General features: G+C 44.5%; 11 protein-coding genes. 5 read left to right on the top strand and 6 right to left on the bottom strand.

The features are described 5' to 3' along the window. The first annotated feature begins 18 nt into the window (after nucleotides 1-18). Genes eat through FA047_RS06880 form a run of 5 tightly spaced genes read left to right on the top strand, consistent with a single transcriptional unit; the run spans nucleotide 19 to nucleotide 5,951 of the window. The gene (eat, locus tag FA047_RS06900) at nucleotides 19-1,335 is read left to right on the top strand and encodes an ethanolamine permease (protein WP_136835264.1); all 1,317 of its coding nucleotides are present in this window, start codon (nucleotides 19-21) and stop codon (nucleotides 1,333-1,335) included. Next, nucleotides 1,332-2,690: a glutamine synthetase family protein gene (locus tag FA047_RS06895; protein WP_136835263.1), complete on the top strand. Its 1,359-nt coding sequence runs from the start codon at nucleotides 1,332-1,334 to the stop codon at nucleotides 2,688-2,690. The genes eat and FA047_RS06895 overlap by 4 nt, the downstream gene beginning before the upstream one ends. A gap of 14 nt (nucleotides 2,691-2,704) precedes the next feature. After that, nucleotides 2,705-3,853, top strand: a complete 1,149-nt coding sequence (locus tag FA047_RS06890; protein ID WP_136835262.1) for an iron-containing alcohol dehydrogenase — start codon at nucleotides 2,705-2,707, stop codon at nucleotides 3,851-3,853. Between the two features lie 20 nt (nucleotides 3,854-3,873). Then, nucleotides 3,874-4,587, top strand: a complete 714-nt coding sequence (locus FA047_RS06885; protein ID WP_136835261.1) for a gamma-glutamyl-gamma-aminobutyrate hydrolase family protein — start codon at nucleotides 3,874-3,876, stop codon at nucleotides 4,585-4,587. Continuing rightward, nucleotides 4,584-5,951 (top strand): aldehyde dehydrogenase family protein, encoded by a 1,368-nt coding sequence (locus FA047_RS06880; protein ID WP_225872668.1) that lies wholly within the window; start codon nucleotides 4,584-4,586, stop codon nucleotides 5,949-5,951. Before FA047_RS06885 ends, FA047_RS06880 begins: the two co-directional genes overlap by 4 nt. Here the strand turns inward: FA047_RS06880 and FA047_RS06875 are convergent. The 6 genes from FA047_RS06875 to FA047_RS06850 all read right to left on the bottom strand — a co-directional run bounded on the left by FA047_RS06875 (nucleotide 5,948) and on the right by FA047_RS06850 (nucleotide 14,859). After that, nucleotides 5,948-7,021: an SO2930 family diheme c-type cytochrome gene (locus FA047_RS06875; protein WP_136835260.1), complete on the bottom strand. Its 1,074-nt coding sequence runs from the start codon at nucleotides 7,019-7,021 to the stop codon at nucleotides 5,948-5,950. The genes FA047_RS06880 and FA047_RS06875 overlap by 4 nt on opposite strands. Nucleotides 7,022-7,024: 3 nt before the next feature. Then, a complete protein-coding gene (locus FA047_RS06870; protein WP_169304344.1) occupies nucleotides 7,025-8,305 on the bottom strand; it encodes a parallel beta-helix domain-containing protein in 1,281 nt (426 codons plus the stop codon). A 16-nt stretch (nucleotides 8,306-8,321) separates the two neighbouring features. Next, nucleotides 8,322-11,069, bottom strand: a complete 2,748-nt coding sequence (locus tag FA047_RS06865) for a TonB-dependent receptor (RefSeq protein WP_136835258.1) — start codon at nucleotides 11,067-11,069, stop codon at nucleotides 8,322-8,324. Nucleotides 11,070-11,147: 78 nt separating this feature from the next. Further along, complete coding sequence (locus tag FA047_RS06860; protein WP_136835257.1) at nucleotides 11,148-12,020, bottom strand: LytTR family DNA-binding domain-containing protein; 873 nt, start codon at nucleotides 12,018-12,020, stop codon at nucleotides 11,148-11,150. Nucleotides 12,021-12,035: 15 nt separating this feature from the next. Next, nucleotides 12,036-13,559, bottom strand: a complete 1,524-nt coding sequence (locus tag FA047_RS06855) for a serine/threonine protein kinase (RefSeq protein ID WP_136835256.1) — start codon at nucleotides 13,557-13,559, stop codon at nucleotides 12,036-12,038. A gap of 22 nt (nucleotides 13,560-13,581) precedes the next feature. After that, complete coding sequence (locus tag FA047_RS06850) at nucleotides 13,582-14,859, bottom strand: serine/threonine protein kinase (RefSeq protein ID WP_136835255.1); 1,278 nt, start codon at nucleotides 14,857-14,859, stop codon at nucleotides 13,582-13,584. Nucleotides 14,860-14,876: the final 17 nt, after the last annotated feature.

Raw genomic sequence — 14,876 nt, 5'->3', positions numbered from 1 at the left:
TGTAACAACGCTAATCAAATGACACAAAACAAGGGTTTAAAGAAAACACTAACTCCCTTTATGTTGTGGGGGCTTGGAGTAGGGTACGTTATTTCAGGCATGTATTTTGGTTGGAATCTCGGACTGGAAAAAGGGGGTACAGGCGGCATGGCTGTCGCGACGTTGACCATCATGCTGATGTACATCACATTTACATTCAGCTATGCAGAGCTTGCCTGCGCCATTCCTAAAGCAGGAGGGGTATTTGATTATGCAAACAAAGCAATGGGGCAAAATATCGGTTTTATAGCCGGTATTGCCCAAATTGTTGAATTCATACTGGCGCCACCGGCAATTGCCTTTGCTATTGGCGCCTATTTCAATGCCTTCTTCCCGCAGGTGCCTATCCTGACCAGTGCAATAGCGATCTATTTTATATTCACGGCACTCAATGTCTACGGTGTAAAGGCAGCAGCTTCATTTGAAGTCATCGTTACGGTATTTGCCGTCGGCGAATTGCTCCTATTCTCCGGCATTGCAGTACCGAGATTTGAAATGTCAAATATGGTACACAATGCCTGGCCGAATGGCTGGACTGGCGTGTTCGGTGCTATACCTTTTGCCATCTGGTTCTTTCTGGGAATAGAAGGGATTGCCAATGTAGCAGAAGAAACTAAGAATCCCCAGAGAGACATCAGTAAAGGCTTCGGATGGGCCATATTTACACTGGCAATTTTATGTATCCTGATCTTTTTTACAGCGACGGGGATTGCCGGTTGGGAAGCCATCGTCTATAAAAATGGCGTGGGTGGTGAAACCTCAGATTCCCCGCTGCCACTTGCCCTGGCCAAAATAACAGGCGACAGCCACCTCATGTATCACTTGCTCATTACCGTAGGTCTGTTCGGATTGGTGGCTTCTTTTCACGGATTGATTCTTGCCGCTGGCCGCTCTACTTACGAGATGGGACGTGTACACAACGTACCGTCGTTTTTAGGTAAGATTTCCCCGCGTTTTCATACACCCGCAAATGCACTGATTGGCAATATGGTCATCGGTATACTGGCCCTCTTATCCGGAAAGACTTCCGAGATCATCATTGTATCTGTTTTCGGTGCACTCACATTATACATCATTTCCATGATCTCGATCATGATACTGAGAAAGCGGGAGCCGGATTTGCCAAGGCCATTTCGTGTGCCTTTTTATCCTGCATTTCCCATTATCTCATTGATCATTGCGACTGTATCTATCATTGCAATGCTTATTTTTAACCTAAAACTCGGGCTGATCTATTTCTCTATTTTGCTGATCACCTTTTTGTTGTATAGAATTTTTAAAAGATCTGATTCATGACCACACAAGAAATTTTAGAATATGTAAAGCACCACCCTTCAGGTAAAGTCAAAGTGGCGGTCACGGATATCGACGGCGTACTGCGCGGCAAATACATTTCAGCTGAGAAGTTTTCTTCTGTAGCTGCCGGCCGACTGGGCTTTTGTGATGTAACCTTTGGCTGGGACATGAATGATGTAGCCTATGACAATGTGAAGTTTACCGGATGGCATACAGGCTATCCTGACGCTTTGGTCAAACTGGATCTGGAAACCTTTCGCACAATTCCCTGGGAAAATGACATCCCTTTCTTTCTTGGAGATTTTATTGATGAGCAGGATAAAGCAGGTGTAGTTTGTCCCAGGCAATTGCTCAGGAAAGTATTGTCAGACACGCAACAGGCTGGCTTCTTTCCTTACTTTTCACAGGAATTTGAATGGTTCAATTTTGTAGAGACCCCCGAAACTGCACATCAGAAAAACTTTCAGAACTTAACTCCCCTGAGTCCGGGAATGTTCGGATATTCCATTTTACGCAGCAGCCTGAAAAATGAATACATGAGTGATTTATTTGATCAGCTCTGTAAGTTCGGGGTACCCATAGAAGGACTGCATACGGAAACCGGTCCGGGAGTATATGAGGCAGCTATTAAATACGCGCCTGTTTTACAAGCTGCTGATCAGGCAGTATTATTTAAAACAGCTGTAAAGGAAATTGCCTATAAACATGGAGTGATGGCCACTTTCATGGCCAAGATCAATGAAAATCTGCCAGGTTGTAGCGGACATGTTCATCAGAGCTTATGGGATGCAGATACAAAAAACAACCTCTTCTATGATGAAGCAGATGATCGTCAAATGAGCAGCCTGATGAAAAGCTATATTGCTGGACAACTTCATTGTTTGCCGCACATTTTGCCCATGATCGCTCCGACCATCAACAGCTATAAACGTTTAGTAGAGGGGGCATGGGCACCAACTACATTAACCTGGGGAATAGATAACCGTACCGTAGCGCTGCGGGCATTGCCTGGCAATCCCAAAGCCACCAGACTGGAAACCAGGGTTGTCGGCTCCGATACCAATCCTTACCTGGCATTATCAGCCTGCCTGGCTGCGGGATTGTATGGCATTAGAAACAACATGAAGCTGGAAAAGGCCGCTACTGAAGGCAATGGCTACCGCGATACCTCAAACGGGGTGTTGCCTGGAAATCTTCATGAAGCGACCCAGCGCATGAAGAGTTCCGCTGTAGCCAAAGAACTGTTTGGTGAAGCCTTTGTCGAGCATTTTACCCTCACAAGGGAATGGGAGTGGCGGCAATATGCTAAGGTGGTTACCGACTGGGAGTTTAAAAGGTACTTTGAAATTATTTAAGCGAATAAAACGATATGACATTTGATAAAGTTTATCAGTATAATTTTCCCACAACCATCCGGTTTGGAGCGGGAGCAATTAAAGAATTACCGGCTTATTTAAAGCAGCATGGATTAAATCGGCCTATGATCGTCACTGATCCTACCATCGCTACGCTCCCTTTTTTTAAGGCAATTGTGGCAGACCTTGAGCAGCATCAGTTATCGGTAGAGGTTTTCAGCGACATCCATAAAAACCCGGTTAAAAGCGATGTGTATAAAGGTTCAGATCTTTGGGATGGCACATCGAGAGACAGCATCATCGGTATCGGCGGGGGTGCGGCACTTGATGTCGCCCGTGCAATTGTATTGCGTGTCAACCACCGTGAAGACCTGTTCAAGTACGATGACCTCATTGGAGGAGATGTTCACGTAACCAATGATGTTCCTCATTTCATCACCATCCCTACCACCTCAGGTACGGGGAGTGAAGTCGGCAGAAGCGCAATCATTGCCGATGATGAAACCCACCAGAAGAAAATCCTTTTCTCTCCAAAGCTGATGGCAAAGATCGTGTTTGCTGATCCGGTGCTGACCATGGATCTTCCTCCATTCATAACTGCAGCCACGGGTATGGACGCCCTTACGCACAATATGGAGGCATTTCTTGCCAAAAACCCACATCCGCTATGTGACGGGATTGCACTGGAAGGCATATCACTGATCAAAGACTCATTGGTGCAGGCCACCAATAAACCGGATTTAGAAAGCAGAAGCAAAATGCTGATGGCTTCTATGATGGGTGCCATTGCTTTCCAAAAAGGATTGGGTGTGGTACATTCACTGGCGCATCCGCTTTCTTCTTTATTAGATACACATCATGGACTGGCCAATGCGGTAAACCTGCCTTATGGAATGGAATTCAATATCGCAGGGTTTGAAGACCGGTTTCGTCGCATTGCCCGGACGCTTGATCTGAAAGAAGAAACTGGTGAGGCAGTGGTAAAATACCTTTTCGATTTGAATACCCAGGTCAATATTTCGCATCATTTAAGTGATATAGGTGTAAAAGAAGCACACATAGAGACGCTTTCAGATCTGGCTTTTGCAGATTTTGCACATCCAAATAATCCTAAACCAGTGAGCAGGGAAGATTTTAAGCAGCTATATTTAAAGGCACTTTAATTTTTGATCTTAAGAGACCGATGAAGAAAAAAATAGGCATCAGCTTTAGTGAAGCTAATTTTCATAATTACTGGAACTGGTTTACCCCGGAAGACCTTGGCGAAGAAATTGAATTGGTAGAGCTTTCATTTGAGAAAAACAATACTGAAGATATTACAGCTTGTGATGGTTTTGTGCTCACCGGCGGAATTGATGTTGTGCCGGCTATATATGGAGGAGCTGAAGAGTATCCTCATAAACCCGATGAATTCCTTCCTGAAAGGGATGAGTTTGAGGGTAAGATTTATGCTCATGCACAAACAGCGAAAATTCCTTTGCTGGGGATTTGCAGGGGCATGCAATACGTAAATATACTCGAAGGCGGTTCTGTTCTTGAAGACAATGGAGAGGCGGCCAATCAACTGCACAAGAAAGGGACAGAGGATAAAGTACACGAGGTCTCTATCGACAAACAAAGCTTGCTACACACCATAACCGGCCTCACTAAAGGCTCGGTAAACAGTGCACACCACCAGTCTGTAAAGCCTGATCAGTTGGGAGACAACCTCATGGTCAGTGCCTATTCAAATACCCCTGACCGGACCATCGAAGGATTAGAATTTAAAGACAAAACAGGAAAGGCCTTCATGCTTTGCGTGCAATGGCATCCTGAGCGTATGAAAGAGAAGGAGCAAAATCCGCTTTCTCAAAAGATCAAAGAACAATTTATTAAGGAAGTCAAAGACCATAAATGATGAACATAGTAAACCCTGCTTCAGCAGAAATGATTACGACAGTCAATGAAGACGACAGCAAGTCGCTGGCACATAAATACCTGTTGCTTAAGTCCGGACAGGTCGCATGGGCATCCAGAAGTCTGGATGAGCGAATTGCAGTCTTGGAGAAATTTTATCAATTACTGGATGAAGAAAAGGAACAACTCGCCTCAGTGTTGACTTCGGAAGTCGGCAAGCCTTTGCAGCAATCCAGAAATGAGATCAATGGCGCAAGGGCGAGGATCCGCTGGATGCTGGATCACGCTGTGCAATACCTTTCTGATGAAACGGTAGTCAATGGCCCTGATCTGAAAGAGCTGATCTCTTATGAGCCTTTGGGTGTCATATGTAACATATCAGCCTGGAATTATCCTTACCTGGTTGGGGTAAATGTTTTCATACCCGCTTTACTGGCTGGTAATGCGGTCATGTACAAGCCTTCGGAATATGCCACACTTACCGGTCTTGAAATTGAAAAACTGCTGAAAAAGGCAGGAGTGCCTGATGATGTCTTTAAGGTTGCCATTGGTGCTAAAGAGACTGGCGAACACTTGTTGTACATGAATTTTGACGGGTACTTTTTCACCGGATCCTACCAGACCGGGAAATACATATACGAACGCGTGGCACCTAAGATGGTGCCATGTCAACTGGAGCTTGGTGGTAAAGATCCTTTGTACGTAACCGATGATGTAAAGGATATTGCAGGCATAGCTGCGGGAACAGCCGATGGGGCATTTTACAACAACGGACAAAGCTGCTGCTCTGTAGAACGCATTTACGTTCATGAAAAGGTATATGATGCATATGTAGATGCTTTTGTAAAAGAAGTTAAATCCTGGAAAATAGGTTCGCCTACAGAAGATGGTGTTTACATCGGTGCTTTAACCCGCAAAGAGCAACTCAGTCTGCTGGAAAACCAGGTCAAAGATGCGCTGCTGAAAGATGCGACATTAGAGACGGGAGGGAAAGCCATCGACCATAAAGGCAATTATTTTGAACCCACAGTCCTCACCAACGTAAACCACAGCATGAAAGTCATGCAGGAAGAAAGCTTTGGTCCGATCATAGGCATTATGAAGGTAAAGGATGATCAGGAAGCGTTGAAGCTCATGCAGGATACTCCTTATGGTCTTACTTCTGCTGTCTATTCTGAGAATATGGAACGGGCCCGACACATCCTTTCTCAGATAGACTCCGGTACGGGATACTGGAACTGCTGCGATCGGGTCAGTGCCGGACTTCCATGGAGCGGTCGTAAACATTCTGGCATCGGGGCTACTTTGTCACATCAGGGACTCCGGGCTTTTACTAAACCAAAAGGCTGGCACCTCAGAAGTTAAGGCTTATTTGATAGGCTGTTTACCCAGTCGCGTATCAGCTGCACGCCTTCTTTATGGATCACAGTACGGGCCAGCTCCGGCATTGCCGTTCCAGGTTCAGTACTGTTCATCCTGTAAACCAGGATCGAGTGCAGCGCATCCCCAGGTATAACGTCATAATCGAGTCCGCCGGCACCGCCTCCCGCTGATACCGGAGCTTTGTGCATTCCCAAATGATTTGGATCTGTTTGCTCGTATTCCAGAAACAAGCCGGTATTATAAGCATCGCCGCCTTTGGTATGACAGTGTGCACAATTGATATCCAGGTACGCCCTTGCACGCTGATCCAGCGTATAGTGTTTCGCATCAGTCCAGTTTGGAAGCTGAGCCATTTTTCCCGATGTCGGCATTCCTGCCAAAGCACCTCTTGCTGCCCATTCTTCCAGTTGGCTTTGTTTGCTGCCAGCCAGAGTTAGGTTCAGATTCCTGACTTTCGGACCGATAGGGATCAGCTCTCCGTCTCTAATATGGCAGCGTTTGCAATCATTAGTGTTGGGCACCTGATAATTGGTAGTGAGTTGCTGACCTTCATTATCGAGCAGGGTAATGGGGATTTTAGCGCCAGTAATGTGTTTGGTCGCATCAGTCTGTTCTTTATTCCACAGGTAGTTCATCACTTTCCAGCTTTTGTCCTTAGCGTCTTTTACCAGCAACCGCGTTTCTATCATCACCTTTTTATGCTGCGCATTGGTATACGCAAAATTCTTAATGATGATGGTAGAATTAGGAAAGTCCAGCACTCCCTGAGCGGTATATCTCATCGTTTTTCCCTTTGGCAATACAATGAAACGGTCCTTCACTGCATAATCAGTAAATAAGGGGGTATTCAGTTCATAGGGCAATATCCCATCTTTAGGATCAAGAGATGAAAGCTTGCCTTTAAAAAATCCATATTCCGAAAGTTTCCCTTTGAACTCAAAGGAACCGTCTGAAGTGTTTCCGGCTTCTTTACTGGTACAGCCTTGCTGACTTAAAATAGAAACCCCGGTAGTAAAAATAAGCAGAACGGCTAGTAGATATGTTTTTCGCATGGATTACTTGCAGTTGTATGGGCTAATATTGGTATTCGGTTTCCACTGCTCCGGATTAGAGAGGTTCAGAAAATCAGCATTTACAAAGGTGTTTTCTCCTTTCTGACTGATGCAGATGCCATCCGGATTGATGCCGGTTCCCTTTGTCAGGATATTGGTCGAAATCCCATCGTACATGATCAATGGAATGCGCTTGTTTTTTCTTGAGGGATCTACAGCATTTAACCTTTGTTCTATAGAAATCAGTAATTTTCCCATGCGGTGTTCATATGCAGGTGCAGGAAATGCCGGACCCATCTCTATGGTATTGTTGTGGATCTTTACATTTTTGGGAATGGGAAAGTAATTGGGGTTTATTTTTTCTGCTGCCTTTTCATCTACTACAAATCCGGAAGCTATGGTGATAGACGAAGAATTGTTGTTGATGATGCGGTTGTCGTGGATGTCAATATCTGAAGCTGCCAGAATGATCACCCCGCTACCCGGTGAAGCATTTCCTACACCCCATGTGGTACCAAAACTTCCGGCCTTCGCAAAATTCCTGAAGTTGTTGTCGTGGATATAGTTGTTGTACACTTTTACATGTCCGCCTCTCTTCGATAAGTCCGGCAGATCAAAAATCAGGAAGCCTGCAGTGTTGTTATAAAACTCATTATCGTATACCTGTGCATTCGAAGTGTTCTCAATTTCACACCCTGCTACATTCTTTGCCGCTTTACATTTCCTCACAATGGCACTATCCGTCTGGCCTACATAAATGCCGGCATCCGAAGATCCTTCTGTATAGCAGTTCTCTATCAGTACATTTTTGCACATCACCGGGTAAATGGCATAGCCCCCGCTGGTTGAATCAGCCTTGCTCCATACTGCATGCAGGTTGGTCACCGTCACATCCCTGCTCTTGTTTATTTTAAGCAGGTCACCCTTGGAGTCTTTGATGGTCATGGCATCAATAGTAAAGCCTATTACATCTGTCACCCGAATGCCTTCACCACCCTGGCTTTGCGACGTAAAATCCAGTATGGTCTTGTCATGCCCTTCACCCTGAATTTTAATGTGCTTTACCTGGGCAATGCTCAGGTTGTCAAATTTATAGGTGCCTGCCTTCAGCAAAATGAGTGTGCTGTCCTTCATCGACAGGAATGCTTCGGCTATCTTAGTTTCCTCACCCGGATTGAAGCTAAGTTTAGTTTTGAAAGCATCGTTATTGCCCTGTTCCTTTTGGGTACAGGACAATGACATGCTTGCGATCAGAATAAGAGCGGTGTATAACAGGTTTTTCATTGTGTGTGTTTTGTATTTAAAGAATGTTGTAAGCATAGGTTACGTAGTAAACTGCTCCGATATTAGGATTGGCAACGCCGGTAGAGTAGTATTTGTTCGTGATGTTGGTTGCACCCAGCCTGATTCCTGAACGGGCTTTAATCAGCTTGTAGCTCAGCTGTGCATCAATTACTGCTGATGTAGGTACCCTTCCTGCGGCCAGTCCGCCGGATACCACATAGTAATAGCCTGGTTTATACCTCAATGTAGTACCAAAAGACCATTCTTGTTTTTTACCAAAGCCGCTGTTACCAAATTCCATATTGATATGGTATTTCGGGGTATTAAAGTTATTGATCTGACTGTTGTTCTTGTTTTTAATGTGGTCTGAAAAATAGTTGACCTTAGCCAAGAAGTTATGGGATAAATCCACGCTCACACTGGCTGCATAGCCATAGGTGTTTACCATTTGTCCGCCGTTAAACGCAATGTTGTATTGAATGTAAGTACTATGGTCTTTAAAAGCGGTTACATCATTGGTGCCGGGAGTATTCGCCACATTTGCATAACCGATGAAGTTTTTCCAGGTTGAATAATAGCCAAGTACATCAAATAATACCCTTTTTCCGATCAGTGCAGCATAGCCCAGTTCAAAGGCATTGACCGACTGCGGTTTAATGTCATTGTATTCAAAGCGCGTCAGCTTTGTCGGATCATTCGATTGCTGGTAGGCTGACACACTTTCCAGTGTATAGGGAGGATATTTATCAAATTGGTAGTTGTCGTTCAGCAGGAGCGAAGAGCCTCCTGATGAGAAGCTGTTGTAGCCACTCATGGTATTCTGCAAAGCTTGTATATTGGATGGGAAACTGTAAGCGTTCTGGTAAGAAAACCTGATGAAATTCTCTTTCACCGGTTCGTATACAGCCGACGCCCGGGAAGTAACTTTAGGCGAGGAGAACAAAGTATTCTTATCATACCTGAATGAGGCGTTCAGATTCAGTTTATCCGCTGCGAGTCGTTTGCCCAGTTGTACATATGCACTGTACTCTTTTACGTTGATCGGTTTGTCTTTGTCCGGAAACAGTGTGTTTTTACTGTTCAGACTATACAGTCTCCAGTTTACTCCTGCAATGACACTCATGAATTTCACCATGTCACTAAAGTTATATTGGGCCTCAGCGTTGTATAGCTTACTGCGGTCAAGGAATAGTGTTCCGCCTTCAGAGATGGGTGTATTGGTAATGCTGTCTTTAAGCTGGTTAAACCTCGGACTCCCCAATTCTGCACGTCCCTGATCTGCGAATGCCCTTGCAGCGAGGTGTGCATCTGTTAAACTCGAGCCATTTGCCAGTGCATTGAGTAAGCCCGCTGTATATTCAGGATACCAGCCACCGGTACCTCCATCATAGCTCGTTTTCCAGGATTCGTTGATGTACTGTGCTGTTGGTCCGGCAATTACAGTCCTGCCTGAATTTTCTTGTGTCGTGTAGGTGCGCACAAACCAGTTGTCGCTTTTCAGTTCCAACCTGTACTGGCCAACCTTGAAATCCTTCAACTGGTACCTGGTGTCATTCGTGTATACGATGTTACCGGTTCCATAGGTGCCCGACATGATCGCTTCTACTTTAGCATTGAGTTTATACCTCAGCTCTGCGTTGATTTTAAACAGGCGGGCTTTATTGTCCAGATAACCGAACTCAGGGTAACCTGTCCTGGCTACATAGTTTGGCTTGGCCAGCAGGGGTTCTATTATTGGAGCCAGCGCCGGTTCTCCTGCCAAAGCGCCTTCCAGGAATGGATTGATGTCAGTAGAAGTAGCACCGCCATAAAAATTCACTCCATTGTAATTGGGATCTGTAAACCTGGAGCCTGGTCCGCTTTTGTTGGTAGAGTCATTGGCTACCCAATCTTTAGCTTGGGTATATTGGGAGTTGACCTTAAAAGCCAGTCTGTCATTTACCTTTTTTGCATACCGGATTGCCCAGTCGTAATATGGGGAAGGAGCTACCGGATCACCATTGTTCTTATTGTTCACATGGTTTACACCCTGTGTCACCAGTACACTCAGCCCCTGATATTTAAAAGGATCTTTTCCGGTCATCACCATAGTCCCATTCAGTCCCCTCGAACCATACAACGCTGAGGAAGCGCCTGAGAGCACTTCGATGTTGTCTACATCAAGTTGCGTCAGACTGATAGCTGATCCTAGGGGGAAGTTCAATCCCGGAGCCTGGTTGTCCATTCCATCAACAATCTGCGTAAAGTTGGTATTCCCACTGGTATTGAATCCTCTGGTAGAGATACTGGTAAAGCCAATACTCGAAACCGTCACATCCACACCCCGCAAACCCTGGATCATGTCCATATAATTGAGCTGCGGCGAATTGCTGATTTCTTTACTGCTGATCTGTTCTATGGTAACTGGCGACGATAATTTCTTTTGTACCACCCTGCTGGCAGAAACTACCACTTCTTGTCCAAGTATAGCACCTGGGTCGAGACTGATTTCAATTGGTGTATTGAACTGTAATACTTCTACTTCTTTCGGCTCGTAACCTATAGAAGAAATCAAAAGTGTAATCGGCAATTTCCTTTTAGTGCTCAGTTGGAAACGACCCCTGTCATCGGAGTAAGTTCCTTCGGAGGAATTTTTAAGGCGAACAGACACCGCATGTGCCGGCTCCCGTGTCGCACTATTTTTAATAATGCCTCTGATCACTTGTGCATCTAACGCCGTCCAGATGCAACAATTTAATATAAATAAGAGTAGCAGTTTTTTCATGTATGGTTTTATTTGGTTAATGCAATATAGATTGCAAAAAGCCTGGCATCCATTGAAAAAAGGGTGTTTGGGACGAAACTAGTCTATAATGGGGTGAATGGACTGAGCTTGGTTGCTCAGGTATTGCTCAAACTGTTTTTGATGAGAAGCAGAGACAGGAATTTCCAATTCAGGGATATGGTCGAATTGCAGGATATATCCTTTTACTGTCTTTTTTGAAGTGGAGATGTTCCTTGCATTAATGGTATATGATCGGTGTATTCGGATCAAATCATGATGTTGACATTTTTCTTCTATCTTCTTGAGTGTAGTCCGTATCAGCTCTCTTTTTACCGTATTGCCGATGAGGTAATAAACATCTACGTAATTGTCTTCTGATTTGAAAAAAAGAATGTTCTGTGGCTGAAGGCTGAGGATCAGTTTCCCTTTTTCATCTTCGATAGGTAATGCCTCAAGGGAAGAAACGTTTGCTTTGATCTTCATCGAAAGGCTGCTCGCCAGTTGGTACTGTTGTGCAGCAAATAAGATCAGTAAACCAAGCACATAAGGAATGATGGCAATCAGTAATGTGTACTTGAAGGTCAGCAGGTAATAATCTACAGAAATGGCAGGATGATTATTGAGGAGCCAGTCGATAAAAGTTGTGATCACAGAAAGAAACATAATTTCACCTATGAACCACAAGAAATACTGGCCACAGCTAAATACGTTCAGGTGAAACCACTTTCGGAGACAAAATTGTGTAAACACAAGTGTTAATCCTGCAGAAAGAGAAAATGCTATAATGATATTTAATAGCGACATTCTGTCCATATCATACCAGGTGTTGAAATTAAATGGTACGAATGTGTAGATGAAGAAAAAGCTGAAAATCGCACACATCAGAATAAACAAGGTCTTTTCACGACCCGTGTTCAGTAAAGGGAAACGACGATCAAGAGCAATTTTCATTACATTCAACAGGTTTTACTGGACTTCTTTCAGGTCTGCTATTTTTAACCATCCTTTGGTTATTTCCCCATCATTATTGGTATGCGTCACGTATATAAAACCATTCTGCTCATCTACCTGCTTAAACTTGGCATTTGTCCATAGGCCAAAAATAGATTTTTTAGGGGCAGAGGCATCGGGGATTTCATAGAAGTTCAATGTCCCCTTCGGAAGCTGGTATTTTTTTCCATCACTGAACACAACCGGATCGGCGGTTGGCTTCTGCACAGGTATCACCGGCTTATCTGCTGTGCCGATCTGGCGCTCAAATTCTTTCTGCAGACTGTCCACATTTGTTTGCTGTACTGCGGTATCTACGATGATGGGTTTTATTGTAGTAGTGTCTAATGGGATATTATTTTCCACAACAGCAGTAGTATCCTGATGGCTTACCGCTGGTGTATCTGCATAAACGATCTGCTTCCGGTCGGCATTGTTCAGGAATGCCGAGTAAACTGCAAACATCGCCAGCGCTACCAGGCAAAGCACCATTACGTAGAACAAGGGTTTTGCAACGGCTATGGTGTCGGGGTTCGCCTGAGGCTCAGGTACCACTTGCTGCACAGCTGCGGCTACAGGAACAGCCTGTATCTGTTCCGTACTATGGTGCGTAAATGCTTCCTGCAGTTCTTGTCCGTTTGCAAAGCGTTTTTCAGGGTCTTTCTCCAGACATTTTTCAATGATGCGTAATAACCATGAGGGCACATTCATCTCCCTGGCTTTAATGGTATCCGGCCAGTTTTCAGGCAAATGGTTCCTGCGCTGTACCAGCAGATCGGGCACTGGTTTTTCCATGTGTGCGAGCATCACTTGATTTCTCGAGGTTTCACCCTTATTGTTGAGTGGAAAAGGTACTATTCCGGCGAGCAATTCATAAAGGATTACACCATAGCTGTACACGTCAGTCTGGAAAAACATCTCTCCATCGTGTTGCTCGGGAGCCATAAATTCAACTGCTCCGGCATGTCTCACACTGCTACGTCGCTGCTCGTCAGACATGATGGCCAGACCAAAATCCAGCAGAATATAGTTTCCCGTATCGGTATTGAACTTTACATTGTTGCTTTTGATGTCACCATGCTTCACACCAACCCTATGGCAATGTGCCAGGGCATTGGCCAGTTGATCTGCCAGCTTAATGGTTTCCCGGATCGTGAAAATAGGTGCATGAGGTTCTTTCAGCAACTCTTCCAGGTCAGGGCCTTCAATGTACTGCATTTCAATGAAGGGAAATGAACCACTTTCAGTAAGTCCGGAATTGAGTATTTTAACTACATTAGGATTAGGTATTTCATTTACCTTTTTCAATTTCTCCACCTCATTCTTGAAATTCCTGAAGCTTCTATCCTCCGTATTTTCTGTGTGAATTGGAGTAGGCAGAATTTTAACCGCCGTGATGATTGCCCCCATTCGCTTACCTTTGTAAACAGAGCCTTGTCCACCGGTACGCAATGCACCCATGTTTTCTAATCCTTCTGTTATGGTAAATACTTTGCTCATAATGTGTTGTTAAAATTATTGTTTAAAAATACGGTACATCATCAACTAATCCGTCTTTTGTTTTTTTGTTTTTTTTTTTCTCTTTGTCCTTTTTACCCTGGTCGGTTTCGCTATTATCCGGATTGTTTTGAGGCTGTATAGGTTGTGCTACGGTTTTGAGGCTATCGGCCCTTATGCTATCGGCAATGCTATCCTTAACGCTTCCTGTCTCGCCTTTCTTATCAAATGTAGAATTAATGGCAAATAATGCCAGTATAGCGAATAGTAGAACTCCTGCTACTGCCAAAATCTTCGGTTTTGCCAGCCGTTTATAATTGTTCAGCTGGTTGCGCAGCTTCTCATTTTCATTTTGCAGATCATTCACAGCAAGGGCTACCTCCTCATTGCTCAGCATCCCTTCATTGTTGCTGCAGATCGCTTCGTACAGTTCCATCCCATTGGCAAACCTATGTTCCGGATTTTTCTCCAGGCATTTAGAAAGGATGAGCAGGAGCCAGGTAGGGACTTTCATCTCCCGTGTCCTTTTGTCCTCATCCCAGTTTACCGGAAGGTGGTTGCTGCGGAGTTCTATCACATCGGGCAATTGCTTTTCAATATGAGACAACATCACCATATTACGTGAGGTCTCCGTTTTATTGATCAAAGGGAAAGGCACAGAACCTGCCAGCAGTTCATAAAGAATGATGCCATAGCTGTAAATGTCCGATTGGAAAATCATCTCCCCATTGTGCTGCTCCGGCGCCATAAACTCTACTGCACCGGCATGGCGTAAACTGGATCTGCGCTGTTCATCCGACATCACTGCCAGACCAAAGTCTAGCAGCACATAATTTCCTGTATCTTTATTGTACTTTACGTTATTGCTTTTGATGTCACCATGTTTCACACCCACTTTATGGCAATGAGATAGGGCATTCGCAAGGTGATCCGCCAATTTAATGGCTTCACGTATGGTAAATACCGGTGGATGCGGTGGTTTCAATAAATCTTCCAGGTCAGGTCCTTCTATGTATTCCATTTCAATAAATGGAAGAGAGCCACTTTCCGTCAAGCCTGAATTCAGGATTTTCACCACGTTCGGACAAGGTTGCTCATTCACTTTCTTGAGCTTTTCTACCTCGTTCTGAAAGTCCCGGAAATTCTTGTCCTCCGCATTTTCAGCATGTATGGGCGTAGGCAAGAGCTTTACGGCAGAAAGAATGGCGCCCATCCTTTTGCCCTTATAAACAGAGCCTTGCCCGCCGGTGCTCAGCGCACCCATGTTCTCCAGTCCTTCTGTTATTGTAAATACTTTAGCCATTGTCGTTTATTATAATT

The organism is Pedobacter frigoris (assembly GCF_005116445.1).
GTDB classification, from domain to species: Bacteria; Bacteroidota; Bacteroidia; order Sphingobacteriales; family Sphingobacteriaceae; genus Pedobacter; species Pedobacter frigoris.
Note: the sequence above shows the minus strand (reverse complement) of the source record. Positions and strands in the feature narration are given on the sequence as shown.

Bases quoted from the DNA above. Each gene is read 5' to 3' on its own strand.
- eat (WP_136835264.1), top strand. From the start codon at position 19: ATGACACAAAACAAGGGTTTAAAGAAAACACTAACTCCCTTTATGTTG.
- FA047_RS06895 (WP_136835263.1), top strand. From the start codon at position 1,332: ATGACCACACAAGAAATTTTAGAATATGTAAAGCACCACCCTTCAGGT.
- FA047_RS06890 (WP_136835262.1), top strand. From the start codon at position 2,705: ATGACATTTGATAAAGTTTATCAGTATAATTTTCCCACAACCATCCGG.
- FA047_RS06885 (WP_136835261.1), top strand. From the start codon at position 3,874: ATGAAGAAAAAAATAGGCATCAGCTTTAGTGAAGCTAATTTTCATAAT.
- FA047_RS06880 (WP_225872668.1), top strand. From the start codon at position 4,584: ATGATGAACATAGTAAACCCTGCTTCAGCAGAAATGATTACGACAGTC.
- FA047_RS06875 (WP_136835260.1), bottom strand. From the start codon at position 7,021: ATGCGAAAAACATATCTACTAGCCGTTCTGCTTATTTTTACTACCGGG.
- FA047_RS06870 (WP_169304344.1), bottom strand. From the start codon at position 8,305: ATGAAAAACCTGTTATACACCGCTCTTATTCTGATCGCAAGCATGTCA.
- FA047_RS06865 (WP_136835258.1), bottom strand. From the start codon at position 11,069: ATGAAAAAACTGCTACTCTTATTTATATTAAATTGTTGCATCTGGACG.
- FA047_RS06860 (WP_136835257.1), bottom strand. From the start codon at position 12,020: ATGAAAATTGCTCTTGATCGTCGTTTCCCTTTACTGAACACGGGTCGT.
- FA047_RS06855 (WP_136835256.1), bottom strand. From the start codon at position 13,559: ATGAGCAAAGTATTTACCATAACAGAAGGATTAGAAAACATGGGTGCA.
- FA047_RS06850 (WP_136835255.1), bottom strand. From the start codon at position 14,859: ATGGCTAAAGTATTTACAATAACAGAAGGACTGGAGAACATGGGTGCG.